This is a genomic window from Pseudoalteromonas sp. Isolate6 (assembly GCF_022398435.1).
GTDB lineage: Bacteria > Pseudomonadota > Gammaproteobacteria > Enterobacterales > Alteromonadaceae > Pseudoalteromonas > Pseudoalteromonas galatheae.
The window spans coordinates 18,547-42,934 of sequence record NZ_JAKEVK010000009.1; the positions used below are offsets into that span (position 1 = coordinate 18,547).

The window sequence follows — 24,388 nt, forward strand, 5'->3', positions numbered from 1 at the left end:
TGTAACATGAAAATTAAACGTTTCTTCGCAAAAGATATGCGTACGGCTTTGAATGAAGTGAAAGAAGAGCTTGGCGCTGATGCTGTCATCATGTCAAATAAAAAGTTAGCGGATGGTGTTGAAATCGTCGCAGCAATTGATAATGACCGTGCCGCTGCACCGGTTAAGCAAGCGCCAGCAACCCGTACAGCAACTCCTAGTGAAGCTCAGACTCGCTTTGTCCGTCCTGAGCCTCGCCAAGCTCAGCCTGTAAAACAAGCACAAGTAGCTGATAGCTTAGAAGCATTGCTTGAGCGCCAAGCACCACGCCCCCGTTCACCAGAACTTGCTTCTATGTTCTCACAGTCGGGTATTGATACTGAGCAAATGTTAAGCAGTCAACGCAAGGCACAGACTGAAGCTCCGGCATACCAAGCGAAGCCACAGCAATCTCGCCGCCAATCTTTTGACTTCGAGGATGATGCTTTTGAGCAACCACAGCAGTGGGGAGAGTCTGATGAATTGGACAATGGTTTTGGTGATGATTTACCCGAGCTAAATGCCAAGCCTGACGAAATGAGTGCAATGCGTGAAGAGATGAACGCAATTCGTCAATTACTTGAGCATCAAGTATCAGGACTAATGAAGCAAGAAATGGCTCGTCGTGATCCAACCCGCGCGTGTCTTGTAGACCGTCTTGAAGGAATGGGCATAGACAAAGATGTTGCTGAACAAATGGCATGCTTTATCCCTGATGATGTTTCTCGTAAAGAAGCTTGGAATGCCTTGTTAAACATGGTGATAAACCAAATGCACACCACTAACAATGATATTCTCCGCCAAGGTGGCGTATTCGCTATGGTGGGTCCAACTGGTGTTGGTAAAACCACAACGGTCGCAAAATTAGCGGCGCTAGGCGCACAAAAATACGGTGCAGATAAAGTGGCGTTGATAACTACTGATACCTATAGAATTGGTGCTTACGAGCAATTAGCGACCTATGGTAGAATCATTGGTTGTCCAGTTAAACAAGTTAAAGATGCAAATGAACTTGCAGAAGTGCTTTATCATTTACGAAATAAACGTCTAGTATTAATAGATACGGCGGGAATGAGTCAAAGAGATTTGCGCTTAACTGAACAGTTAAATACACTTATGCGTAGCGCAAGAGTGGATATTCGTAGTTACTTAGTACTGAGTGCAACAGCACAAATGAATGTGTTACAAGAAACCGTACGGCACTTCAAAAAAGTAAATTTAAGCGGTTGTATTTTCACAAAACTTGATGAAAGTCTAAGTTTAGGTGAGATAATTAGCATAGCGATTCAAAATCGCTTGCCAATAGGGTATCTTACCAACGGTCAGCGAGTGCCAGAAGACATTCGCGTAGCAAATGCTCAAAAGCTAGTAAAAAAGGCTGAGCAATTGTATTTAAAAAGAATAAAAGCACAGCACTCTCGACGTGTACCAGTAGCGTCAGAGTCAGTAGGAATGTATGATTAACACAGTTTTAGATCAAGCAAGTGGCCTGCGTAGAATGAGTCAAAATAGCAACCAGGGTGTAAAAGTAATAGCCGTGACCGGTGGTAAAGGTGGGGTGGGTAAAACTAATGTCTCACTCAATACTGCTATCGCTATGGGTCAACAAGGACAAAGAGTCCTAGTTCTGGATGCGGACTTGGGCTTGGCAAACTGTGATGTAATGTTAGGTCTTCGAGTAGAAAAAAATCTGTCGCACGTGTTGTCGGGAGAGTGTGAACTTGATGAAATTCTTGTAGAGGGGCCCGCAGGTATCAAAATTGTACCGGCGACCTCTGGCTCTCAAAATATGGTAGAGTTGACTCCAGCAGAACACGCCGGGCTTATTCGCGCTTTTAGCGAACTTAACACTCAATTCGATGTATTAATTGTTGATACCGCAGCAGGTATCTCTGATATGGTCCTGAGTTTTTCTCGGGCTGCACAGGATGTGATGGTCGTCGTGTGTGATGAACCAACCTCTATTACCGATGCTTATGCATTGATCAAAGTGTTAAGCAGAGAGCATGGTGTCTATCGTTTTAAAATTGTTGCCAATATGGTCCGCAGCATGCGTGAAGGGCAAGAATTATTTGCTAAACTTTCAAAAGTTACAGATCGTTTTCTAGATGTAGCACTGGAGTTAGTGGCCACCGTACCGTTTGACGAAAACATGCGTAAATCCTCTCGTAGACAAAGAGCTATCGTAGATTTATTTCCGAGCTCCCCAGCCGCGATTGCGATTAAGGGGCTTGCCGCTAAAGCAGTTAAATGGCCAATTCCTCATCAACCTTCCGGTCATCTAGAATTTTTCATTGAACAACTTGTAAACGGGTGATTATGGCTTCTCCGGTCAACAGAGCTGCGGGATATCAAACTTCAGAGCATCTTCACAAGGTGGTCGAACGGCATGCTCCACTGGTGAAAAAAGTGGCGTGTCACCTGATAGCTCGACTTCCGGCAAGTGTGCAACTCGACGATCTCATCCAATCGGGGATGATTGGGTTGATTGAAGCATCTAAAAATTTCGATGCCTCTAAAGGAGCTAGTTTTGAGACCTTTGCGGGGATCCGTATTCGAGGCGCGATGTTGGATGAAATTCGCCGTGGCGATTGGGCTCCGCGTTCCGTACATAAAAATAGCCGAATGGTGGCTGAAGCTATCTCCGAGCTAGAATCTCTCCTTGGTCGAGAACCAAAAGACACTGAAATCGCTGAAAAACTTGATATATCTCTAGATGAGTACCATCATATTTTACATGATGTAAATGCAAGCAAAGTCATCGGGATTGAGGATCTTGGGGTTGATGAAGATGTGATAACCCCTGCAAACAGCGATTTTGCGCTAGACAAACCGTTTAATAACGTTAAAAATGAGCGTTTTAACGAGTCTTTAGTAAATGCGATCAAAGCGTTACCCGAAAGAGACGCTTTAGTTTTGTCACTTTACTATAACGACGAAATGAATTTAAAAGAGATTGGCGCCATTCTTGATGTTAGTGAATCTCGAGTAAGTCAAATTCACGGTCAGGCAATGATAAAGCTTAAAGCTAAAATCAATGACTGGATAAATTAGAGTACATAAAATAGTTGGGTTCGAACCTCACTGGAGGAAGTTTTGGATAAGAACATGAAAATTCTCGTGGTTGATGATTTCTCTACTATGAGAAGAATAATCAAAAACCTATTAAGAGATTTAGGCTTTACCAATGTTCAAGAAGCTGATGATGGTAGTACAGCACTTCCGATGCTACAAAATCAGGAGTTTGACTTTGTAGTAACTGATTGGAATATGCCGGGCATGCAAGGTATTGATCTGCTTCGTGCAATACGAGCGGATGAAAAACTTAAGCACATTCCAGTGTTGATGGTTACCGCAGAAGCGAAAAAGGAACAAATAGTTGCAGCAGCGCAAGCTGGAGTTAACGGATATATTGTCAAACCGTTTACAGCTGGCACGCTTAAAACTAAGCTTGAAAAAGTATTTGAGCGACTAGGCTAACAGCAAGGGGATATGGCCTATGTCTGTAAATGCTGCGCCTCAAATTACACTTGAACAAGCAAAACAACTTGTCGAGCTTTTAGAGCAGGGTGAACAAGAAAAAGCTGACCAGCTGATTTTAGAAGCTGCTAACAAAGAGCAATCGGAGCTATTTGCAGAAGTTGGAAAGCTAACTCGTCAGTTGCACGAATCTTTAAAGAACTTTGAACTAGATACTCGGCTTGCAGATCTCACAACAGAGGCTATTCCTGATGCAAAGCAGCGCCTTAATTATGTTATGGAAATGACGGAAAGCGCTGCAAACAAAACGATGGACGCAGTCGAAGAAAGCTTACCTCTTGCGCAGAATCTTGCGGATGAGTTAGCGCAAATAAAGCCCACTTGGGATAGGTTGATGAGTAGGGATATTCAACTCGGTGAGTTTAAATCTCTGTGTCATGATCTCGACAGCTTTATGCAGACTTCAAAGACACGGACAGACGAATTACAAGGTTTAATGACCAACGTTCTGATGGCACAAGACTATCAGGATTTGACAGGACAGGTTATCCGTCGTGTTATTGAGCTTGTGAGGGAAGTAGAAGATAGTCTCATTCACCTTCTAACTGTGTTTGGCACTTCAGATGAAGCACCTGCCGTTGCAGAAAAAACGAATGAAAATGAAATAAAAACAACTGAGACTATCAGTAATGAATTGTCTGGACCTGAAGGTCCAATTATTGACGCTGAATCGCGAGATGACGTGGTTTCTGGTCAAGACGAAGTCGATGACTTGCTATCTAGTTTAGGCTTCTAGTTGGAGAGTGTGTATGAGCTTTGAAGTCGATGAAGATATCTTGCAGGACTTTCTAGTTGAAGCAGGTGAAATATTAGAACTGTTATCTGAACAGCTTGTTGAACTAGAAAATAATCCTGAAGATAAAGAACTTCTTAACGCGATTTTCCGTGGCTTCCATACCGTAAAAGGTGGGGCTGGTTTTCTCGGTATGACTGAACTGGTTGATGCCTGTCACGGTGCGGAGAACGTGTTTGATGTATTACGACAAGGACAGCGAAAAGTAACTTCGGAATTGATGGATGTTATTTTGCAATCTTTGGATACTATCAACGAAATGTTCGCTTGTATTCAAAACCGGGAGGAGCCAGAAGCTGCTGATCCTGTGTTGCTTGAAACACTCCACAAACTTAGCCAGCCCGCTTCTGAAGACGAAGTCAATGAGGTGATTGACGAACCTGTTTCTGAGCCAGAACCTTTGGTGCCGGATTTAAATGCAGATGATATTTTATTCGATGCAGATGTTGGCTCAGATACTGATAGTAGTTCAGGCATTGATGAGATAACGGAAGAAGAGTTTGAAAATCTGCTAGATGAATTACATGGTGCTGGTAATGGTCCCGCTGTAGTTCCAGCGACTAAAACTGAAACTGTGTCAACCTCGGATGATGGTGACATCACTGATGATGAATTCGATAACCTTTTAGATGAACTCCATGGTGTTGGTAAATTTGGTAGTGCACCAAATACAGAAGACCCGGTGACTTCGCAAGCCAGTGAATCTGAAGCTAAGCAAACTTCAACCGACGGGGGGAATGCGCCTGCTGGTGATGAAGAAATCACTGATGATGAATTTGAAGCTTTGCTTGACGAGCTGCACGGTAAAGGGAGTGCACCTAAAGCAGTGGATGAGTCGCCCGCAAAAGCGTCAGAGAGTAAACCTGTTCAACCTGAGCCAGTTAAAGCTGCGCCAGCGCCGAAACCAGCCCCGAAGCCTGCGCCTAAAGCGGAAATTAAGTCTGCAGCTCCTACACCACAAAAAGAGCCTGACGCTGCAAAAGCCTCAGCACCTGCAGCTGCAAAGAAACCTGCTGCGCAAGCTGAGACTACAGTTCGAGTTGATACTAAACGTCTTGATGAAATCATGAATATGGTTGGTGAATTGGTGTTGGTTCGTAATCGATTGGTTAGCTTAGCCAATAACACCAATAGCGAAACCATGGGGAAAGCCATTTCAAACTTAGATGTAGTGACCGCAGACTTACAGGGCGCCGTGATGAAAACGCGGATGCAGCCAATCAAAAAGGTTTTTGGCCGTTTCCCTCGAGTTGTACGAGATCTTGCACGAAGCTTGAAAAAAGAGATCAACTTAGTTTTACAAGGTGAAGAGACAGATTTAGATAAGAATCTTGTTGAAGCGCTTGCAGATCCATTAGTTCACTTGGTTAGAAACTCAGTGGATCATGGTATTGAAATGCCTGATGTACGTGAAGCTTCGGGCAAAGCAAGAATGGGAACCGTTACCTTATCTGCATCACAAGAAGGAGATCATATACTTCTTACCATTCGTGATGATGGTGCCGGTATGGATCCTGAAAAGCTCAAGAAAATAGCTATCAATAAGGGAGTTATTGATTCTGACCAAGCGAGCAGATTGTCTGATACTGAAGCCTATAATCTGATCTTTGCACCAGGTTTTTCAACGAAAGAACAAATTTCAGACATTTCAGGCCGTGGTGTCGGGATGGACGTTGTTAAAACGAAGATCACGCAATTGAATGGCTCGGTAAATATCCAATCAGAACTGGGTGTTGGTACCGTATTAGAGATAAAAGTACCGCTTACATTGGCTATCTTGCCTACCTTGATGGTGGTAGTGGGTGAGCAAACATTTGCGTTACCACTTGCTGGTGTGAACGAGATATTCCATTTAGATTTGACTAAAACGAATGTGGTTGATGGTCAACTGACTATCATCGTGAGAGAAAAAGCGATCCCGCTGTTTTATCTTGAGCATTGGTTAGTGAAAGGTGCCAACAGGAGCATGAGAAAGGCGGAAGGCCATGTCGTCATTGCGCAAATTGGTACCAAGCAAGTCGGTTTTGTGGTCGATTCTCTGATAGGTCAAGAGGAAGTTGTAATAAAACCATTAGATGCATTGTTACAAGGTACACCAGGTATGGCCGGTGCTACTATCACATCCGATGGTGGCATTGCGCTAATCCTTGATGTTCCCAACTTATTAAAACACTACGCCTAATTTTATTAGGCGTAGTTCGAATTCTAGAGCAGCATTTGCTGCTCTGCTGTAGAGCAAAATAAAAGAGCGTTGCCAATGGCAGTTAAAGTGTTAGTCGTAGACGACTCAAGTTTTTTTCGTCGTCGAGTCAGTGAAATTTTGGAAAAAGACAATGAAATCAAGGTTATAGATTTCGCTGTTAATGGAAAGGAAGCGGTTGAAAAAGCCGCTTCATTGCGTCCAGACGTAATTACTATGGACGTAGAAATGCCTGTGCTTGATGGGATCAGTGCGGTGAAGCAGATCATGCAGGCTACACCGACCCCAATCTTAATGTTTTCTTCGCTTACTCGTGAGGGCGCGAGTGCTACGTTAGATGCACTGGATGCTGGCGCCGTTGATTTCTTACCGAAAAAGTTTGAAGACATCGCTCGTAATAGCGAAGAGGCAATTAAATCATTACAAAATAAAGTTAAGGAAATAGGCCGTCGCCGTGTTAGCCGCTTTACTCGCCCTAGTATCACGACTCCACCTAAGCGAGTCGAACCTAGAGCAACTCGCACTGACACAGGAAGAGCAACGATCCCTCAACCGGATAGAAGTTTTCAGAGACCGGTATCTGGTGGCTCGTCGAATACCGCGAGTGTTAGAGCGTCGGGTAAAAGATATGGGTTGGTTGCAATTGGCACGTCAACAGGTGGACCCGTTGCGCTGCAAACGATATTGACGCAGTTGCCTGCGAACTTCCCTCATCCAATTTTACTTATCCAGCATATGCCTGCCGCGTTTACGCCTGCGTTTGCAGCAAGATTAAATAGCTTATGCCAGATTAAAGTTAAAGAGGCGGAACAAGGGGATAGATTAATGCCTGGCGTGGCCTATTTAGCCCCAGGTGGCAAGCAAATGCTGGTTGAAAGTCGCGGTGGTAGTAAAACACTTAAAGTGTTTGAGGATGATAGCCCACGGATCACCTACAAACCTAGCGTTGATGTGACATTTGCGAGTGTTGCAAAAGCTTATGGCAGCGACACGTTAGCAATTGTCTTAACGGGAATGGGCGCAGATGGCCGAGATGGCGCTCGTATGCTAAAGCAGGTGGGGGCCACTATTTGGGCGCAAGATGAAGCGACTTGTGTTGTGTACGGCATGCCTCAAGCAGTCGCCGGCGCTGGACTTTCTTCGGATAGTATCGCCCTACAAGACTTTGCTGCGAGAATTAATAAAGAAGCAGGTAACCAATAGACTAAGCTATTACTTGGTTGCTCTGCTTGAAGCTTGTAAATATCAAACGTCTAAAAAGAATAAATAACACTGAGTTGGTATAGTATCTATTGAATGAAATCAATAGTGATAAGCGAAGGAATATAGAGTGAAAATTTGGACAGTAGCAAATCAAAAAGGTGGCGTGGGTAAAACCACGACGACGGTAAGCTTAGGAGGCATTCTTGCTGAACAAGGTTACCGAGTTTTGCTTATTGATACCGATCCTCATGCTTCACTGACATATTACTTTGGTATTGATTCTGAAGAGCTAGAAGTCAGTGTGTATGATATTTTTGCACGCGGCAGCAGTATGACGAGTGAAGAAATTTTACAGTCTCTTTGCCCATCAACTATTGAAAATCTTGATATTTTGCCTGCCACTATGGCCATTGCTACGCTCGATCGTAGTATGGGTAATAAAACGGGTATGGGGCTTATCTTAAAGAAATCGCTCGAAAAAATAGCGGATCAATATGATTATGCTATTTTAGACTGTCCACCCGTACTTGGTGTGTTGATGGTCAATGCGCTAGCAGCGAGTGAGCGAATTTTAGTACCGGTTCAAACTGAATTTTTGGCGTTGAAGGGACTAGATAGAATGATGCGCACGATGGAGCTAATGCAGTCTTCACAGCAGAAGCAGTATCAATACACCATTATTCCAACAATGTATGATAAACGGACCAAAGCGTCGTTGGAGGCGTATAAAACGTTGTTGGCAACATACAAAGAGGCCGTTTGGCCAGGCGTGGTGCCCGTAGATACCAAGTTTAGGGATGCGAGCCTTGCACAGCAGGTCCCAGTACAGTTTTGTCCTAAATCGCGAGGCGTATTTGCGTATCGTGCACTATTGGACTACCTAAAGCAGTTAAGCTAGAGAACATAATGAGTAAGCATTTATTTGCAAATGAAAAGGTGATGAAGCAGTATCTTGGCGCCCTGTTACAAGAGGAACCAGAGATTGAACAATGCGAATTGTCGCCGGTTGCAAAGCTGCTTGAGCAAGTAAAAGAGCCAGAACCAGAGCTAGAAACGACAGAACCCCTAGCTGTGGTGGCAATCGAGCCTCAGGAACAGGTAAGTGATGTTATTGAAGAACAATCGAGTAAATTAGCTCAAGATCTTGAAGTCACTGAAAATACATCTATTATCAAAGAACAGGCAACGATAGAATCCGTCTCGGCAAGGGATGCCTATCAAGAAGGTGAATTCCAAGCATTGTTTTTTGAAGTGGCAGGCTTGACACTGGCGGTTCCGCTGAAATCACTTGGGGGAATACACCAACTGGGCGAAGTCAATCAACTCTTTGGTAAACCTAAATGGTTCAAAGGCGTCATGCTAAATCGTGAAGAAAAGCTCAATGTTGTTGATACTGCGCGATGGGTAATGCCTGAAAAATTAACACCAGAATTAGAAGATGCTCTGGATTACCAGTATTTGATTACGCTTGGGGATAGTAACTGGGGACTGTTAGCTGAAAAACTAGTCAACAACCTAACACTCAAGCCTGAAGACATAAAGTGGCGCACAGCAGATGGTAAACGTCCTTGGTTGGCTGGGGTGATTAAAGAAAAAATGTGCGCACTGATTGATGTAGAGAATTTAAACCGTTTGCTAGAACAAGGCCTCGATAGTCGAGAGCAGTAACTAGTATATTGATGGAGTGAAACCATGAGCCAAGATAGACTACTTTCTGCAGACAAAAATGCTGATAGTAATGATGAAGTATTGCAATGGGTTACTTACAAGCTTGAAGAGGAAACTTACGGTATCAATGTAATGCAAGTGCAAGAAGTATTGCGTTATACCGAAATTGCACCAGTCCCAGGTGCACCAAGCTACGTGCTGGGGATCATTAATCTGCGTGGTAACGTTGTAACGGTTATAGACACGCGAGCTAGGTTTGGCCTGCAAAGTGCAGAAGTCACGGATAATTCAAGAATTGTGATTATCGAAGCCGAGAAGCAAGTTATTGGTATATTAGTCGATAGCGTTGCTGAGGTGGTTTACTTACGTAGCTCGGAAATTGACAGCGCGCCAAACATTGGCACAGAAGAAAGCGCTAAGTTTATCCAAGGCGTATCAAATCGAGAAGGCGAGCTATTGATCTTAGTCGATCTTAATAAGCTATTAAACGATGATGAATGGGATGAGCTGAGTCATATCTAGATGTCTGAAGTAGTAAACGCACAAACAGTTTTACTCGTCATATCAATAACCTCAAGCATACTTGCATTAGTATGCTTGAGGTTTGTTTTTGTGATGGGTAAAAAACTACAGAATGCGCAGGGTCAAACAGCGCAACTTTCGAGCTCACTAAAAGGGGCTGAGCAACAAATAGCAATATTACGTAGCGAAGTTGCAGAGTTACGCGCCAGTATCATGAGTATTGGTAAGCGGGTGGTCGCAACCGAGCAAGAATTAAATGATGTTGCGAATCAGCAAGCAGCACAAAAATATGATGACCCCGACGCAAAAATGTATTCTCGCGCCGTGAAAATGGTGGAACTTGGCGCTGATATTGAAGAAGTAATGCGCGAGTGTGAGCTGCCAAGAGCAGAAGCAGAGCTGCTCATGTCTTTACATAACAAATCAAAATAATCGTCTAGAAAGTAGCAAGCTAGAAAATTTTGGCTATGCCTTTATATCTAGCTTGCCACGAAAACCTTCCCAGCCAGGTGGAAATTTCCCACGCATAATGTAAGAAAAGGCGATGAGTTCAGCAATCACATAGTAGAGCTCCCTTGGGATTTCTTGGTGTAACTCAAGCGCACTAAGTGTTTGTGCTAATGATTCATCTTCATGGATCATGATGTTTTTCTCTTTTGCCAGCGCAATAATTTCCTCTGCCAGCTCGCCATATCCTTTAAAGGTAACCTGAGGTGCGCTTCCAGCTTCATATAACAGTCCAATAGCAGATTTTTGTGTCATCTCTTTTACACCTTAATGTTGATAATTGCGTGTTCATTAAAGAACTTATCTTGAAAGCTGGCTTCTTCCCTAAGGCCTATCTCAGCGACTTGCAGCCCATGTGATGCTAACTTATGCCTGAGCGTTGTCAAATGTGGTTCTGCGAGCTTCTTGACCTGATTAGAAGTGGCTACCAACGCGCATTCTAGGGCTTTATCCATCAGCTCTGCTTGGGCATGGATCTGACCTTTCTCTGCAAAATCAAAACAAAGACGAATAAACCACACAGATTTCTCTGGCATGCCAGGTTTTGGCGACTTTTTATATTCACCTATTTGTAATTGTGTTTGCTGTTGCTCTTGTCCTACTTTAGTGGGGAAGAGCAGGTTAACAATCAACTGCGCTTCGCTGTCTTGTTTGGCAGAGTTGGTCGCTGTAGTGTGTGATTGTTGCGGTTGTAATTGGTTATGTAATTGCCCCAATTCGTTTAACAGCTCTTTTGCTTGTGGCTGTTGTAACGCGTCTGCTGTTTGCCTGGGAGAGAGCAACTTCAGCTGCGGTAGCAGTGCATCCAGCAAAGCTTGTATTTTTTGTGTTGCTTGATCATTACTCTGAGCTAGGTTTGCCACCTGACTACCTAATAGTGACACAATTAAACGGTCTAACATTTGTGTAAAGCTCGATTGAGTTAAACTTGTTGGCGTGTTGGCAAAGGTTGCCATGCCCAGTTGGCTTTCTAACTGGTTTTTAATGGTAATCGCGTTGACCGAGCGCTCATCAAGCAAACGCGTAAATGCTTGGTTGACTAATTTCTGTAACTCAGGCGTCTGTTTGAATGTTTCTGCTTTTGTGAGCCTTTCAATAGTTGCAGAAGCTTGGTGTAGTATATTTTGTGTGTTTTCTTTTTTTTGTTCGGCCTTAGCCATGGGCAGTGCAAGCAGGGCTTCAATAATCCCTTTAATTTGATTGCTGGTAGGCTGTGGTACTGGGGAAGGCGTAGCGGTTATTTGCTTGCCTTGTGATTGTGTAGATTGCAATTGGAATATTTTAGCAGAATCTACAGGTGTAGAGCTCGCTTTACGATAAAGCGGCCGCTCTAAGACTTGTGTCAGCTGTTCAGTTTGCTTATTGTTAAGCGATTGTTTACCTGTGAGGGTGTCCAATAATAAGGACAGAGCCTTTTGTTTCACCTCAAAATCGACTGGTGGCGCTTGATATTTTGGTGTCGCTGCGAGCTGGTGTTGTAAATAGTGAGCAATAGAGTTGGCTAACTTTTCGCTTTGCAAAGGTACGTGACTTTTTTGCAGTGGTAACGGTTGCTTTGCCATCAGCTCTGTAAGATTAAGTTTTATTTGGTTTGTGAGTTGTTGTAGTGGGGTGCTTGGTTTATTCTCGTTGTGAGCACTCACTATCTCACTTTGCGCAAATAATCTTGAGGCCGAACGCTTCGATATATCACTTTGGTCGTTTTTTAGCTGAGAGTTCGCGGATTGATTGAGCTGATTTGTGAGTGGCTTCCCAAAAGGTCTTCCGATCAGGACTTGCAACGCTTTTACTACCGTTGACTTAATTTGTTGCAGATTGACTTCTATTAGCGGTTTGTCATACGCCAGCGTATGTACTGATGCTAAGCGTGACTCAAGCTGTGATGGGGCTTCCTTACTAACCGCGCTTACCTGTTGCAGCAAAGCGCTAAGCGGCTTTATGGTTTCTACTTTTACTTGCTGCGCAGGTTTAGTGATATCAATTCCATTGAAAGCCGTTTTTACTTCGCCCTTTTGCCATGTGGTGGCGGCCGGCCAGTTACTGCTAATTGGCGATAAGATTACAGGACGGTCATTAATTTTAAGTGTTAATCCGCTTGGCTGCGGTTTTATCTCAACGCTGCTAAGTTGACTAGAGATAAGTTTTGCAATCATTGACTTAGGTAAAGCCGTATTAAACAGCAAGTCTTTAAATTGATTGACGACTTGCAAGGAGACATTACTTTGTTGGGCACTAAGGTGGGCAATGAGTTTGTTTTCACTTGCGAGCAATTGTGCCACGGCTTGTGGAAGCGGTACTTTTAAATCAAGCGCCTTGATGTGTAATGTGGTGTCTGGCAACGTGGTTGCTGAAGACTGTACTACTGGGCTTGACGTATGCGTCTTTAGCGTCGTTAAAATATCAAAAAGCTGTTTTGTCAGCGTTACTTGCGCTTGTAATTTGGGCGTTTGAAAGGTGACCATCTTGCCAGTTTCATCGATACTAACCTGTGCTTCTGGAAGCTGATTGGGCTGAGTTGGAGGCTTAAGCGCAAGTTGGATAGTTTGCCAGCGGCCATCAATTGCCACATCCATTTTTAGTTTATCGTTACTAATTTGGATATTCTTTGCTGCAAACGGTTGGTTTTTGGCTAAGTCTAATCTCGATACTTCGCTATTATCTGTGCTTATCACAGATGCTGTCGTCGTATTTGTCGTAATTGGCAGCTTATTCATTATTTTAAATCAAATTTTCGCTAATCGGTCGCATCGGATTATTCGTATTACCATACCATTATGTTAGACTAACGCCCAATTTTAGGTAAAGAGAAGCCCAAGTTTGCTAGAGATAGACGCCGTCACTTGTACCAAACAAGATAGATGCTTGTTTGACTCATTAAGTTTCACTCTCCATGCGGGGCAGATCATGCAAATTGAAGGCCCAAATGGTGCCGGAAAAACCTCTTTGTTGAGGATCATTGCTGGATTCGCTAGAGCGGACGAAGGGCAGATCCGCTACAACAGCACTGATATCCGTGATGATTATGATTCATTCGCAGCCGATTTATTATTTATTGGTCATAAGACAGGTGTCAATCAACAACTTAGTGCCTACGAAAATGTCCAACATTGGCTTATGGTTCACGGCGCTCAGGCAGATGAAGAAGAAGTTTATACACTGCTTGCTAAGCTCGGCTTAATCGGACTTGAAGATGTACCTGTGCGAACGTTATCTGCGGGTCAGCAGCGCCGTGTAGCGTTAGTACGTTTGTGGCTAAATCAAGCCAAGCTTTGGGTGCTAGATGAACCATTTACTGCGCTGGACAAAAAAGGGGTCGCCATGTTGCAAACCCAATTTCAGTCTCATCTCGACAAGGGGGGCGCCATTTTATTGACGACCCACCAAGATCTCACCGCACACTTTGCACAGTTACAAACTTTGGCGTTGGAGTACCGTTTGTAATGCAGACTCAACATTCTTATTGGTTAGCTTTTAAATCGGTTTATGCCAAAGATGTGACCTTGGCTTTTAGACAACGCGCTGAGATAGTCAATCCGCTGTTGTTTTTCTTAATCGTGATCACCTTATTTCCGTTAGCAATTGGACCCGAACCTGCGCTGCTTACCAGAATGGCACCGGGTATTATTTGGGTAGCGGCGCTTTTATCGACTATGTTAGGTCTAGATAAATTATTTAGGGACGATTACAACGACGGCTCATTAGAGCAATTGATTGCTTCACCTTATCCTTTATCGCTATCAGTATTAGCAAAAGTAGCAGCGCATTGGACAGTCAGTGGTTTGCCAATGGTGGTGCTTGCGCCCTTGTTCGCGCTGTTAATGAATCTCGAGTCGCAGTCTCTTAATGCGACTGTATTGACCTTACTGATAGGTACACCGTTATTAAGTTTTATTGGGGCTATTGGCGCAGGACTCACCGTTGCATTGCAAAAGGGTGGCATTTTAATGAGTTTACTCGTCCTTCCGCTTTATATCCCCGTATTGATTTTTGCAACGTCCGCCATAGATACCAGTAGCATGTCTTTAGCGTATGGTGGTCAACTTGCAATCCTTGGTGCGATGCTTGCCGTCGCAATTGTCGCCGCACCAATTGCCATATCGTCAGCTTTAAGAGTGAGTGTAAGTTAAAATGTGGAAGTGGTTACATCCTTATGCCAAAGCGGAGCGTGCTTACCAACTGTGTAACACCTTGCTTCCTTACTTTGCCGTGATTGCGGTAGTGGGCTTAATTGTTGGATGGGTTTGGGGGTTAGCCTATGCGCCAGCCGACTACCAACAAAAAGATAGCTATCGTATTATCTTTATTCATGTGCCATCGGCTATTTGGTCGATGGGTGCATACTCTTCTATGGCTATTGCAGCTATTGTTGCCTTGGTATGGCAAATTCGAAATGCTGAACTGGCGGTAATCGCCATTGCGCCAATTGGTGCGGCAATGACCGCGATTGCGTTAATCACTGGTGCTGCTTGGGGTAAACCTATGTGGGGCGCTTGGTGGGTCTGGGATGCAAGATTGACTTCAGAGCTTATCCTATTGTTTTTGTACTTTGGTGTTTTATCTCTATATCACGCTTTTGAAGATAAAAAATCAGGTGGTCGAGCTGCCTGTATCCTTGCCATTGTCGGGGTTGTTAATCTGCCTATTATTCATTTCTCAGTAGAATGGTGGAATACGCTGCATCAGGGGTCAACTATCACCAAATTTGATACTTCAGCGATTGATCCTTCCATGTTGTGGCCTTTGCTTATCAACATAGTGGCGTTTGCAGGTGTGCTTGGCGTGGTTACGCTAATTCGTTTGAAAAATGAAATTTTACGAAGCGAGCAACACCGTCCTTGGGTCCGCGAATTAGTGAATAGGGGTTAATCATGCAGTTTGAATCCTTCAGTGAATTTTTAGCCATGGGTGGCTATGGCTTTTATGTTTGGCTCTCATTTGGCTCATGTGCGTTAATACTGGCTGGTATTTTAGTCGGCTCTATCTTGGATGGTAAGAAGCTAAAGCAAGCAGTTAAAGCGCAAATGGCAAGAGAAGCACGCATTAAAAAAGCAAAAGAGGAGTCGCAAGCATGAATCCTAGACGCAAAAAAAGATTATTCACCGTTATAGCCGTTATCTTTGGTATTGGCGCGGCGGTCGGGCTTACGCTTTACGCACTACAAGAAAATATTAATCTGTTTTACACGCCGAGCGAGCTTGTTGAAGGTAAAGGTGAGTTAAAAGAAATACCGCAGATAGGCCAGAAACTGCGTATTGGTGGTATGGTTGTGCCAGGTTCCGTGGTGCGTGATGAAACGTCTTTAGATGTGTCATTTAAACTTATCGACACCGGTCCTATGGTTACTATCCGTTATAAAGGCATTCTTCCTGATCTATTCCGTGAAGGCCAAGGTATCGTAGCACAAGGGACATTAGTTGAGTCTAATGTAGTCGAAGCGTTTGAAGTGCTTGCCAAACACGATGAAGAGTATATGCCATCAGAAGTGGCAGAAGCCGTGAAAGGCATTAAGCACGAAAAGCCAAAATATAATTTAAACAGCGAGAACTAAGATGGTCCCAGAAATAGGTTACTTCGCCTTAGTTCTGGCGATGGCATTGAGCTTATTACTGTGTATTTTCCCATTGTGGGGTGCTTACACTGGTAATTTAAGGCTGATGAAAGCCGCCCCTTCACTGGCTGTGGGTCAGTGTATCCTCGTGGTGTTTTCATTTTTGGTGCTGATTTACATCACATTAATGGATGACTTCACAGTTGAATATGTGGCACATCATTCGAGTAGCACCTTGCCTTGGTATTATAAAATCACTTCAACTTGGGGAGGGCACGAAGGTGCAATCTTACTATGGTTGGTGATGCAATCCATGTGGACCATGTTGGTTGCGGTGATGTCAAAATCGTTACCATGGGTATTGCGAGCGCGTGTGCTAGGTGTACTCGGCTTTTTAGGTGTGGGCTTTATGCTTTATACCCTTTGGATGTCGAGTCCGTTTGAACGTTTGCTTCCTTACTTTCCTGTTGAAGGGCGTGATTTAAACCCATTGCTGCAAGACCCTGGCATGATCATTCATCCGCCACTCCTTTACATGGGTTATGTGGGCTTATCCGTGTCTTTCTCTTTTGCAATTGCTGCGCTTTTAACCGGTAAACTTGATAACACTTGGGCTAAATGGTCACGTCCTTGGACAATGGCTGCATGGGGCTTTCTTACGCTAGGTATTACCATTGGCAGTTGGTGGGCGTACTCAGAGCTAGGCTGGGGCGGTTGGTGGTTCTGGGATCCAGTAGAGAACGCTTCACTGATGCCTTGGCTTGTCGCAACCGCTTTATTGCATTCACTCGCAGTAACAGAAAAGCGTGGTGTGTTTAAGTCTTGGACAGTGCTACTTGCTATCACTGCATTTAGTTTATGCTTACTTGGCACCTTTATCGTTCGCTCAGGCATTATCGTTTCGGTGCATGCGTTTGCAACCGATCCTGACCGTGGTTTATATATCCTGTCCTTCTTGGCAGTGGTTGTAGGTGGTAGTTTAGCACTATACGCAATGCGCGTAGCTCAAGTGTATAGCGAAGGGCGTTATCAATTCATTTCGCGTGAAGTGGCGCTGTGGATCAACAATATCTTCTTAGTGGTTGCGACCTTGATTGTATTATTGGGCACGTTATTGCCTATGATCCACAAAGAGCTGGGTTTAGGCTCTATTTCTATTGGCGTACCTTTCTTTAATCAAATGTTTGCGATATTAATCGTTCCGTTCGCGATTCTGCTGGGTTTAGCGCCTATGTTGCGTTGGAAACAAAATAAGATGCCGCCGCTGGTGAAAAAGTGGGCTGTGTTGATTGCGGTTAGTTTAGTGCTCACAGCGACCTGGTTGTACTCAAGCTATGAAGTGGTGGCACCACTGACATTTGTTGCGACCGCTTTAGCTGTGTGGATAAGTGTGGCTACTGCCGCTGACTTATTTAATAAAGTGACCGTTCACCCAAGTGTAGCAATCGGTTTTAAAAAGCTAGGGCTGAGCTATTGGGCAATGGTGCTCGGGCACGTTGGTATTGCCTTTGTTATCGCGTCGGTGACGTTAACTTCCGCATACTCTGTTGAACGCTCTGTAAGCATGAAACCCGGTGAAACGGCGAAGCTAAACGAGTACGAATATCGCTTTGATGGCGTAAAAGAAATTCGAGGCCCGAATTATGGTGGGCATGCAGGCGTAGTGACGGTATTCAAAAATGGTAACAAGGTTGTCGAGTTATACGCGGAAAAACGCCGCTATGATATAGGGATGCAGTTTATGACCGAAGCCGCGATTGATGATGGCTTCTTCCGTGACTTATATCTTGCTCTAGGCGAGCCGCTTTCTGCGGGTGCTTGGTCACTGAGGATTTATCACAAACCCTACGTGCGTTGGATGTGGCTTGGTGGGCTACTCATCTCTTTTGCCGGTTTCATTGTGCTTGCGGATAAACGCTACCGCAGCCGCGTGAAAAAATCATCTCAAGTGGAGGCTTAACATGAACCGTAAGTTATTAGGTTTAGTGCCTTTTTTGATATTTATTTTTCTTTGTGTGTTTCTATATCAAGGACTATTCGGTAATCCAAGAGAACTTCAGACAGGCCGTTTAGGGCATACTATGCCTGAGTTTTCATTACCCGATCTAATGGATAGTGATAAAATCTGGACGGCCGACTCGCTCAAGGGTGAAGTCTACTTAATGAACGTATGGGGCACTTGGTGCCCAACGTGTATCGCTGAGCTGGGTTATTTAACTGAGCTTAGAGAGCGCGGAGTGAAAATAATTGGTCTGTATTACGAGCAGGCTTATGACCCAGATTTTGGCGACCAGTTTGATATCAATGCACTAAGACAAGATGTCAATAATATGCTGAGTCGTGCAGGTAACCCATACCAGTTTAATATTCTCGACTTGGAGCGTACATTAGCGCTGGATTTAGGGGTTTCAGGCGCGCCAGAGACTTTTTTGGTAGATAAGCAAGGTAAGATTTTGTTGCATCATACTGGCGATATCAATGAACGCGTGTGGCGCACTAAGTTTGCGGCAATCTATCAGGAGTTAACGCAATGAAATATGTAATTGTTTTGCTTTTAATGATGATTACCGCAGCAGCACAAGCAACGGAAGACAAATATAACTTTGCTACAGCGGAACGTGAGCAGACTTTCCGAGAGCTGACACATGAGCTACGTTGCCCGAAATGCCAGAACCAAAACATTGCAGATTCAGATGCTGTCGTTGCCAAAGATCTGCGTGATAAAGTCATTGCATTGGTTAATGAAGGTCAGTCTAAGCAAGAGGTTATTGATTATATGATCGACCGCTATGGCTATTTCGTTCATTATCAACCACCTGTTACGCCTGCAACAATCGTGCTTTGGGTACTGCCAGTGGCAATCATTATTTTAGGCTTCGGCTTTATTGTATTTCGTCAAAAACGTGCTGCGAAAAAGCAAGATTGGAATGCAGCGGACGAACAAAAGCTGGCTGAGCTCATTAACCAATATCAACGTCAGGAGCGTGAGCAGTGAGCGAATTCTCGACAGATTTAACCCAAATGTGGTTTTTGTTTCTTCTGCTGGGCATATTTGCCGGTCTCTTTGTGGTTTTTCCGTTTATAAAAAAGGAAAAACGTATCACGGTTGATCACGACGCAAATGCCGAGCGTATCGATATTTATCATCAGCGTTTGGAAGAGTTAGCAGAAGAGCTTGCTAATCAGCGTATCGAAAAAGACAGTTATAATGAATCTTTGATTGAGTTAAAGCGTCGCTTATTGAATGAGTTATCGCCTGAACAATCATTGACGAGTCGCGGAGACAACCGTGTTTTGGCGTTGACGGGTATTGCCTTTATGGTGCTAGTAACCGGGGTTTTTTACTACTACACGGGGAACCATAGGCAAATTGCGAGTTGGAATGAAGCCATTGAAAAGTTACCTGAGTATGGTGAGCGCGCAGTAATGCAAACGGGTGAGCCGCTGAGCGCTAATGAATTACAAGCATTTGCACTGGGACTAAGAACCAAACTAGCAACTGCTGGCGATGATGCAGTGGCATGGATGTTACTTGGTCGTGTTGCAATGTCACTCAATGATTTTGAGATGGCAATGCAGGCTTTTGATAAAGCCCTTGTGATGCAGCCTAATAACAATAATGTCTTAGTGAACTATAGCCAAGTGTTATTGATAGAGGGTTCAGAGCCTAGTATGAATCGCGCGGCAAAAATGTTATCAAAAGTGCTTAAGAATGATCCGACTAATGTTGATGCGATAAGTTTGTTAGCGCTAATTGCTTATGAACGCCAAGATTGGAAAGAATCGAAAGCCGCATTTGAAGTCTTGTTGTCGCAATTGGCTCAAGACGATCCGCGTTATGAAATGATCGCAGGACGGATTGCGGAAATCGACCAACAGCTAGGTCAATATTCTGAAGAGACTGTGGCTGCTAACGCCAGTATTGTCGCTACGGTAACTATTTCAGCAGAGCTACAGAATAATATTCCTAAAAACAGTACATTGTTCGTTTTTGCAAAAGCTGCTGAAGGACCCGCAATGCCATTGGCGGTAGCTAAAATTACAAACTTTAACTTGCCAATGACAGTAAATCTAGATGATAGTATGGCAATGATGCCTGAATTAACCTTGTCGAAATTTTCTCAAATTACGGTCACTGCTCGTATTTCTAATGATGGTTCAGTAATGCCTTCAGATGGAGAACTTGAGGGTGTTTCAAGCGTAATTGAGCTTCAACAGGGCGAAAATCAGCTCACTGTCGAGATTAGTCGTGTCTTAACAAATACAGGGAATTAAATGCTTAAAGCCGTGCTTACGGGCTTACTTGCGCTGACCATTGTCGGTTGTGCGCAAGTACCCGAAGAGAAAAAGGATCCACGAGATCCATTTCAATCACTTAACCGCCCACTCTATGATTTCAACATGGATGTGCTGGATGCCTATATTTTACGCCCTGTTGCTAAAGGGTATGTTGCGGTGACTCCCGCTCCGGTACGCAGTAGTGTTGTTAATTTCACCACCAATATCGCCGCGCCAACCGATGCGGTAAACGCGGCGCTGCAGGGCAAGCCTGACCATATGGCAATCAATGTTGCTCGCTTCTTAGTCAACTCTACCGTTGGTATTTTTGGTCTATTTGATGTCGCGAAAACCCTAGGTCTTGAGCTAAAAGATGAAGACTTTGGCCAAACTTTGGGGGTATGGGGCGTTGGTGATGGTGCGTATATTATGATCCCTGGTATGGGGCCGACAACAGCGAGGAATTTAACGGGTGATGTGGTCGATAACTTTGTGTTACCAGAAATCGCACTCACAACGCCTCAGACTGTATTAGTATTTGCACTTCGCGCAGTTGAGGCAAGAGCGGCTTTGATGTCACAGGAAAAGCTGCTAAATGAGTCGCTTGATCCGTACACTTTTTTAAAGGATGTCTATTATCAACGTCAGTTGTATGAGCTATTCGATGGTAACCCGCCAATAGAAGAAGAGCCTGATGATTTTGATGAGAACTTTTTAGAGAACTTGTAAAAATAAGGTCGGCCATCGCCGACCTTTTGGTTATCTTAGTATACGGTTAAAAGCGCCAGTTGAGATTTGCCCAGAGTGTTCGCCCAGGTTCATTGACTCGGTCAATTTGGTCAAAGCCACTTACCGCGGCGCCGGAACGGCTTAAATGTTCGGCATAGGTTTTATCGAGCACATTGTCTACACCAGCGCTGAGCTGTATTGCATCGCTATATTGATAATTGGTATTGAGTGAAAGCGTGCCAAAGCCTGCCGTAGCAGCGATATCCTGCCCCGCAATATTCCCTTGCCCAATCGCAACTCTGTGCTGGTGTCGTACTAATCGTAGCAATCCGCCTAATTGCCACTTATCACTTAATTGGTAATTACTTGCAATACGTAGTTGTAGAGGCGGTTGCTGAGCTAATGCGAGATTGTCAGTAAGGTTGTTACCCTTTACGTAGTTGATACTACCGGTGAGTTGTAGCGCTTTGCTCGCTTGCCACATTACTTCCCCTTCAAAGCCGAAGGTTTCCGCGTCAATATTTCTGGTCACTTTTGACATCATATTCATCTTTTTAAACATATTGTCTATCAGTAAATAGTCGTCAATTTGGTTATAGAACACCGAGAAATTGAAGTTAACGTCTGTGAACTGCTTTATCAATCCTGCATCTAATTGCATGGTCTTTTCGGTATCGACATTAAAGGCGGAAATAGATGTTTCACTTCCTCGGCTGCCACCAACCACTTCCCAATAATCGGGAAGGCGCTCTGTAACGCCGAAGCCGACAAAATAGCTGCTGTTTTCAGTTTGCGCTTGATAACGGCTAAATCCGCTTAATAACGTATCGTCTCTTGTTTGTAGGGCGGTTGGATTTGGTTTCATTGACATCATTGCGTTTAACATGGTGCGATGATCTTCACTTTGCCAATCATCAATGCGCAAACCGCTAACCCATTGGCTGGAGCGACTCAATTGATATTCGAACTCGGCAAATACACCGAGTTGTCTAAATTCAGCATCTATTTGGCGAGGCATCGTTTCTACCGGGTTGTTGAATTGATTTCGGCTGACTCGATTACGATGCTCGTTTGCTTGATAATCGACACCGTAGACAAAAGTATGCTGGGTATTGATCTCTGAAGTTAATGTGAGGTTCGCGCCATATGTTTTACGGTCAGGATTGGAGGAGGTTGGGGCTTTCATCATCATGTTAGCAACAAAAGGACGCAAGCTATGATTGTCCATAATATGGTCAACATAATTATAATAAGCGTTAAACTTTAATTCTTCAATCAGTGATGAAAAGGAAGATAGCTTGATATTCAGGCCAATATTTTCACGGTCAAAGAGACTGCCATCCATCATACGATCGGCATAGGCAACTTCTCCATCACTGACCCCGTAAGTCATGGAGTAGAAGGCGTCATCGGTAGGAGTGTAGGCAAACTCTGTGTCTATATTCCAGCGCTCATATGCGGAATGAACTTCGGTGCCATTGCCATCTTCATAATCATCGGCATCACTGTAATTTGCGGCGATACGGGCGTAGCCGTGTTCATTACCAGCTTTGATATCGCTATTAATACTATGGCGACCTTGGCTTGAAAGCACTGCATTGGTGAAGCCGATTATTTCAGACTTAGCAAGACGTTCATTCTCACGCTCAAACACGACAGTCGCAGCGCTGTTGCCAGGACCATATAGCACAGTTTGTGGGCCTTTGATGACCTTTAAGGTGTCATAGGATTGTGGCGTGATATAAGCCGTTGGTGGATCCATGCGGCTACCACAACCACCAAGCGTTTGACCATTATTGGCGATGATGGCAATTCTTGAGCCAGCCATACCACGAAACACAGGGTCTGCGCTTGCCCCCCCTTTTTTAATTAATGAGAATCCAGCAATAGAAGAAAGTAAGTCTGCACCATCTTGTGCGGGTAGAGGTTGGCGTACTGCTTTCGCGTCCGTTGTAAGCGTGATTGGTGTTTGCATCGGTGCGATAACAACGATTTTTTCAATTTCATCAGCATGCGTTATGGATGATGAGGAAGCAATAGCAAGAGAGAGTAGAGTGCGTTTCATATGTTCACTTTGACGTTGTTTTAGTGAACTTATTTTATCGCTATCAGGCGCTTAGCGGGATGCGACAGATTGTCGCATCCTTTAATAGGTTACTCTATCGCTTTTATTTGAGTGTCACTCCAAACTTGTGACTTTTGATATAACTCTGCGATATTTTGACTGCTTAGGCCAAGAGATTTTGACATGGTTTCAACGCTGCCCCAGTCACCTTTTTCCATCGATTCTGCAAGATCCAGATAGATACCAAAAGCGCTTGGCTTTTTCAGGAGAGTTGATTTTATTTCTTGAGATAAGGGTAATTTCGTCAATAAGTTTGCCATATCGTCATCAAGAATGGCGTCCATTAGTGACATCATGCCAACCAAAAATGTGCTTCCGGTATCGGAGATCTTCTTGGCCTTGGTTGCTACAGCTTCCATAAAATGTGCGCGCAATAAGGACAGTGAAAGCAGCTCCTTGGGTTTTTCAGTATTGAGCTGTGAAGCAAACAATAATGAGATCAGGCGCTTAAGCTCATCATTGCCGAGTACAACCAAGGCTTGCTTAATTGTCGATATCTCTGCTCTGCGCTTAAACACGGCACTATTGGCATATCGGAGTAGTTTATAACTAAGGTTTACATCCCGCTCAAAAACCTGAGTGATCCTAGCAAGATCAGGCTCAACGCTTGATGTTTCGTAAAGTAACTCTGCCATGGCCAATTCAGAAGGCGCCAGTGATTTGGTTTTGACCATTTCGGGTTTGGCAAAAAAGAAGCCTTGGAAATATTTGAAACCAAGCGACTTGGCAAGCTCAAACTGCTCGTAACTTTCTACTTTTTCTGCTACTAAATCAATTTGAGGAAAATCCTGTATTGCGGCCTTAATAATATTGATCTGTTCAAGATTTGAGGCCAAAAAATCGACCTTTATTTGGTCAATATAGGGAAAAAAATGACGCCACACATTTTGATGTTGATAATCGTCAAGTGCGAGCGTATAGCCTTGCTCTTTTAACTCTTTAACACAAGCTAAGAGTCGTTTTCCCGGTTGTACCGTTTCTAATATTTCTACTACTACTTGTTCTGGCGCTAGCATTTGTACATAGCCTTTTGCCAGTGTCTCTAGAGTGAAGTTAATGTAAGCAGGGTGTTGGTTCGTTAGGTCATCTAGACCAAAGGTAAATTGACTTCCTTCCACCAAACGACTCGTTGCTTCATCGCCGTCAATCTCGGGAAACACGTTATTTAAGCTATCACGAAATAAAAGTTCGTAGCCAATCAACTCCCTTTGCACATTAAAAATTGGCTGACGAGCTGCATAAAAATACATAGATACT

Annotated in this window: 25 protein-coding genes; 21 read left to right on the forward strand and 4 right to left on the reverse strand. The window is 44.0% G+C overall.

Features of this window, described 5'->3' with window-relative positions; translation table 11 throughout:
• The first annotated feature begins 6 nt into the window (after window positions 1–6).
• The 11 genes from flhF (at window position 7) to L1D50_RS02415 (ending at window position 10,376) form a co-directional block, all read left to right on the forward strand.
• Window positions 7–1,482: a flagellar biosynthesis protein FlhF gene (gene flhF / locus L1D50_RS02365; RefSeq protein ID WP_128727865.1), complete on the forward strand. Its 1,476-nt coding sequence runs from the start codon at window positions 7–9 to the stop codon at window positions 1,480–1,482.
• Window positions 1,475–2,335, forward strand: coding sequence for a MinD/ParA family protein (locus L1D50_RS02370; protein WP_088531010.1), 861 nt, complete (start codon window positions 1,475–1,477; stop codon window positions 2,333–2,335). Before flhF ends, L1D50_RS02370 begins: the two co-directional genes overlap by 8 nt.
• A gap of 2 nt (window positions 2,336–2,337) precedes the next feature.
• Complete coding sequence (locus L1D50_RS02375) at window positions 2,338–3,072, forward strand: RNA polymerase sigma factor FliA (protein WP_239965428.1); 735 nt, start codon at window positions 2,338–2,340, stop codon at window positions 3,070–3,072.
• A gap of 42 nt (window positions 3,073–3,114) precedes the next feature.
• The gene (cheY, locus tag L1D50_RS02380) at window positions 3,115–3,498 is read left to right on the forward strand and encodes a chemotaxis response regulator CheY (protein WP_010369104.1); all 384 of its coding nucleotides are present in this window, start codon (window positions 3,115–3,117) and stop codon (window positions 3,496–3,498) included.
• A gap of 19 nt (window positions 3,499–3,517) precedes the next feature.
• On the forward strand, window positions 3,518–4,294 hold the full coding sequence (locus L1D50_RS02385; RefSeq protein ID WP_128727863.1) for a protein phosphatase CheZ: 777 nt from the start codon (window positions 3,518–3,520) through the stop codon (window positions 4,292–4,294).
• A gap of 13 nt (window positions 4,295–4,307) precedes the next feature.
• Window positions 4,308–6,533, forward strand: coding sequence for a chemotaxis protein CheA (locus L1D50_RS02390; RefSeq protein ID WP_239965429.1), 2,226 nt, complete (start codon window positions 4,308–4,310; stop codon window positions 6,531–6,533).
• 75 nt (window positions 6,534–6,608) lie between these two features.
• A complete protein-coding gene (locus tag L1D50_RS02395; protein WP_239965430.1) occupies window positions 6,609–7,754 on the forward strand; it encodes a chemotaxis response regulator protein-glutamate methylesterase in 1,146 nt (381 codons plus the stop codon).
• A gap of 127 nt (window positions 7,755–7,881) precedes the next feature.
• Window positions 7,882–8,652: a ParA family protein gene (locus L1D50_RS02400; protein ID WP_239965431.1), complete on the forward strand. Its 771-nt coding sequence runs from the start codon at window positions 7,882–7,884 to the stop codon at window positions 8,650–8,652.
• 8 nt (window positions 8,653–8,660) lie between these two features.
• Entirely contained in the window at window positions 8,661–9,422 is a 762-nt protein-coding gene (locus L1D50_RS02405) for a chemotaxis protein CheW (protein ID WP_239965432.1), read from the forward strand.
• A gap of 24 nt (window positions 9,423–9,446) precedes the next feature.
• Entirely contained in the window at window positions 9,447–9,944 is a 498-nt protein-coding gene (locus L1D50_RS02410; RefSeq protein WP_102056492.1) for a chemotaxis protein CheW, read from the forward strand.
• A complete protein-coding gene (locus L1D50_RS02415; protein WP_128727859.1) occupies window positions 9,945–10,376 on the forward strand; it encodes a DUF2802 domain-containing protein in 432 nt (143 codons plus the stop codon).
• Between the two features lie 33 nt (window positions 10,377–10,409).
• Here the strand turns inward: L1D50_RS02415 and L1D50_RS02420 are convergent, their stop codons facing one another.
• The gene (locus tag L1D50_RS02420; RefSeq protein WP_010369096.1) at window positions 10,410–10,706 is read right to left on the reverse strand and encodes an EscU/YscU/HrcU family type III secretion system export apparatus switch protein; all 297 of its coding nucleotides are present in this window, start codon (window positions 10,704–10,706) and stop codon (window positions 10,410–10,412) included.
• Between the two features lie 5 nt (window positions 10,707–10,711).
• On the reverse strand, window positions 10,712–13,165 hold the full coding sequence (locus tag L1D50_RS02425; protein WP_239965433.1) for a flagellar hook-length control protein FliK: 2,454 nt from the start codon (window positions 13,163–13,165) through the stop codon (window positions 10,712–10,714).
• A gap of 103 nt (window positions 13,166–13,268) precedes the next feature.
• On the opposite strand from L1D50_RS02425, the gene ccmA reads away from it, so the two are divergent.
• From ccmA to L1D50_RS02475, 10 genes are read left to right on the forward strand one after another with little or no spacing between them, the layout of a single operon-like run.
• On the forward strand, window positions 13,269–13,892 hold the full coding sequence (gene ccmA / locus L1D50_RS02430) for a cytochrome c biogenesis heme-transporting ATPase CcmA (protein ID WP_081489968.1): 624 nt from the start codon (window positions 13,269–13,271) through the stop codon (window positions 13,890–13,892).
• Window positions 13,892–14,578, forward strand: coding sequence for a heme exporter protein CcmB (gene ccmB, locus L1D50_RS02435; protein ID WP_010606377.1), 687 nt, complete (start codon window positions 13,892–13,894; stop codon window positions 14,576–14,578). The genes ccmA and ccmB overlap by 1 nt, the downstream gene beginning before the upstream one ends.
• 1 nt (window position 14,579) lies before the next feature.
• Complete coding sequence (locus L1D50_RS02440; protein ID WP_010369087.1) at window positions 14,580–15,317, forward strand: heme ABC transporter permease; 738 nt, start codon at window positions 14,580–14,582, stop codon at window positions 15,315–15,317.
• A 2-nt stretch (window positions 15,318–15,319) separates the two neighbouring features.
• Entirely contained in the window at window positions 15,320–15,523 is a 204-nt protein-coding gene (gene ccmD, locus L1D50_RS02445; RefSeq protein WP_099030292.1) for a heme exporter protein CcmD, read from the forward strand.
• On the forward strand, window positions 15,520–15,999 hold the full coding sequence (gene ccmE / locus L1D50_RS02450) for a cytochrome c maturation protein CcmE (RefSeq protein WP_128727857.1): 480 nt from the start codon (window positions 15,520–15,522) through the stop codon (window positions 15,997–15,999). The genes ccmD and ccmE overlap by 4 nt, the downstream gene beginning before the upstream one ends.
• Before the next feature lies 1 nt (window position 16,000).
• Complete coding sequence (locus tag L1D50_RS02455) at window positions 16,001–17,959, forward strand: heme lyase CcmF/NrfE family subunit (RefSeq protein ID WP_128727856.1); 1,959 nt, start codon at window positions 16,001–16,003, stop codon at window positions 17,957–17,959.
• 1 nt (window position 17,960) lies between these two features.
• Complete coding sequence (locus tag L1D50_RS02460) at window positions 17,961–18,533, forward strand: redoxin family protein (protein WP_128727855.1); 573 nt, start codon at window positions 17,961–17,963, stop codon at window positions 18,531–18,533.
• Complete coding sequence (locus L1D50_RS02465; protein ID WP_128727854.1) at window positions 18,530–18,994, forward strand: cytochrome c-type biogenesis protein; 465 nt, start codon at window positions 18,530–18,532, stop codon at window positions 18,992–18,994. Before L1D50_RS02460 ends, L1D50_RS02465 begins: the two co-directional genes overlap by 4 nt.
• Entirely contained in the window at window positions 18,991–20,274 is a 1,284-nt protein-coding gene (gene ccmI / locus L1D50_RS02470; protein WP_128727853.1) for a c-type cytochrome biogenesis protein CcmI, read from the forward strand. The genes L1D50_RS02465 and ccmI overlap by 4 nt, the downstream gene beginning before the upstream one ends.
• Window positions 20,275–21,006, forward strand: coding sequence for a VacJ family lipoprotein (locus L1D50_RS02475; RefSeq protein WP_010369071.1), 732 nt, complete (start codon window positions 20,275–20,277; stop codon window positions 21,004–21,006).
• 46 nt (window positions 21,007–21,052) lie between these two features.
• Here the strand turns inward: L1D50_RS02475 and L1D50_RS02480 are convergent, their stop codons facing one another.
• Complete coding sequence (locus L1D50_RS02480; RefSeq protein WP_239965435.1) at window positions 21,053–23,071, reverse strand: TonB-dependent copper receptor; 2,019 nt, start codon at window positions 23,069–23,071, stop codon at window positions 21,053–21,055.
• Between the two features lie 89 nt (window positions 23,072–23,160).
• A complete protein-coding gene (locus tag L1D50_RS02485; RefSeq protein WP_128727851.1) occupies window positions 23,161–24,381 on the reverse strand; it encodes an HDOD domain-containing protein in 1,221 nt (406 codons plus the stop codon).
• Window positions 24,382–24,388 lie beyond the last annotated feature (7 nt).

Coding starts and splice junctions, on each gene's coding strand:
- ccmD (WP_099030292.1), top strand. CDS start 15,320: ATGCAGTTTGAATCCTTCAGTGAATTTTTAGCCATGGGTGGCTATGGC.
- L1D50_RS02390 (WP_239965429.1), top strand. CDS start 4,308: ATGAGCTTTGAAGTCGATGAAGATATCTTGCAGGACTTTCTAGTTGAA.
- L1D50_RS02460 (WP_128727855.1), top strand. CDS start 17,961: ATGAACCGTAAGTTATTAGGTTTAGTGCCTTTTTTGATATTTATTTTT.
- L1D50_RS02395 (WP_239965430.1), top strand. CDS start 6,609: ATGGCAGTTAAAGTGTTAGTCGTAGACGACTCAAGTTTTTTTCGTCGT.
- L1D50_RS02485 (WP_128727851.1), bottom strand. CDS start 24,381: ATGTATTTTTATGCAGCTCGTCAGCCAATTTTTAATGTGCAAAGGGAG.
- L1D50_RS02370 (WP_088531010.1), top strand. CDS start 1,475: ATGATTAACACAGTTTTAGATCAAGCAAGTGGCCTGCGTAGAATGAGT.
- ccmB (WP_010606377.1), top strand. CDS start 13,892: ATGCAGACTCAACATTCTTATTGGTTAGCTTTTAAATCGGTTTATGCC.
- L1D50_RS02375 (WP_239965428.1), top strand. CDS start 2,338: ATGGCTTCTCCGGTCAACAGAGCTGCGGGATATCAAACTTCAGAGCAT.
- flhF (WP_128727865.1), top strand. CDS start 7: ATGAAAATTAAACGTTTCTTCGCAAAAGATATGCGTACGGCTTTGAAT.
- L1D50_RS02475 (WP_010369071.1), top strand. CDS start 20,275: ATGCTTAAAGCCGTGCTTACGGGCTTACTTGCGCTGACCATTGTCGGT.
- L1D50_RS02420 (WP_010369096.1), bottom strand. CDS start 10,706: ATGACACAAAAATCTGCTATTGGACTGTTATATGAAGCTGGAAGCGCA.
- ccmE (WP_128727857.1), top strand. CDS start 15,520: ATGAATCCTAGACGCAAAAAAAGATTATTCACCGTTATAGCCGTTATC.
- L1D50_RS02405 (WP_239965432.1), top strand. CDS start 8,661: ATGAGTAAGCATTTATTTGCAAATGAAAAGGTGATGAAGCAGTATCTT.
- L1D50_RS02465 (WP_128727854.1), top strand. CDS start 18,530: ATGAAATATGTAATTGTTTTGCTTTTAATGATGATTACCGCAGCAGCA.
- L1D50_RS02480 (WP_239965435.1), bottom strand. CDS start 23,071: ATGAAACGCACTCTACTCTCTCTTGCTATTGCTTCCTCATCATCCATA.
- L1D50_RS02415 (WP_128727859.1), top strand. CDS start 9,945: ATGTCTGAAGTAGTAAACGCACAAACAGTTTTACTCGTCATATCAATA.
- L1D50_RS02410 (WP_102056492.1), top strand. CDS start 9,447: ATGAGCCAAGATAGACTACTTTCTGCAGACAAAAATGCTGATAGTAAT.
- L1D50_RS02455 (WP_128727856.1), top strand. CDS start 16,001: ATGGTCCCAGAAATAGGTTACTTCGCCTTAGTTCTGGCGATGGCATTG.
- L1D50_RS02385 (WP_128727863.1), top strand. CDS start 3,518: ATGTCTGTAAATGCTGCGCCTCAAATTACACTTGAACAAGCAAAACAA.
- L1D50_RS02440 (WP_010369087.1), top strand. CDS start 14,580: ATGTGGAAGTGGTTACATCCTTATGCCAAAGCGGAGCGTGCTTACCAA.
- L1D50_RS02425 (WP_239965433.1), bottom strand. CDS start 13,165: ATGAATAAGCTGCCAATTACGACAAATACGACGACAGCATCTGTGATA.